Annotated in this window: 1 pseudogene; it reads right to left on the minus strand. The window is 56.9% G+C overall.

Annotated elements, in window-relative coordinates:
- Positions 1–96 precede the first annotated feature (96 nt).
- Positions 97–519 (minus strand): annotated as a pseudogene (locus DVK06_RS19895) (hypothetical protein); the annotation flags it as partial.
- Between the last annotated feature and the right edge of the window lie 19 nt (positions 520–538).

Below are 538 nucleotides of genomic sequence, written 5' to 3' on the forward strand. Positions count from 1 at the left end.
CGTTCACCGGGGTTCCAATCTCGCCAGATCCGTTCGTGGTGTCCCGTCTCGATGAAGCGGTCGATACGCTCTGTGATGGCTGACTCATTCGTCGTTAGGTTTGTCGGTCGTCAAGAGAACGACGTGATCCGCCTGCTCTGTATCGAGTACCTGAGCAGCAAGCTCCACGAGTGCCGTGTCCGCTTTCTCGGTGATATCTTCGTCACGGCCAGTCTCGTTAGCGATAAACCGGCGGGCTTCGTCCATCACCGTCGAGACAAGCGGGTTGGTGTAGTCAAGTTCGTCGGCAACCACGATCCAGCCCTCCTCGAATCCATCGGGATAGGGAATATTTCCCGAGGGATACGCGTCCGCTGCCGGATCGCCACCGAGTTCTTCGTAGACGCGTTGGGGGACACGCAATGAGACACCAGCCTGTTAGAGTGCTCGACGGAGCCGTTGAAATTTGTCTTTGTCGGGCCCACCACACCGAACGAAGACACCGGTATCGGCGATATACACCGTAGATCGGAAGAGCATCTGAACTCCAGTCACGACA

The sequence above is a fragment of the Halorubrum sp. Atlit-28R genome (assembly GCF_003665955.1).
GTDB lineage: Archaea > Halobacteriota > Halobacteria > Halobacteriales > Haloferacaceae > Halorubrum > Halorubrum tropicale.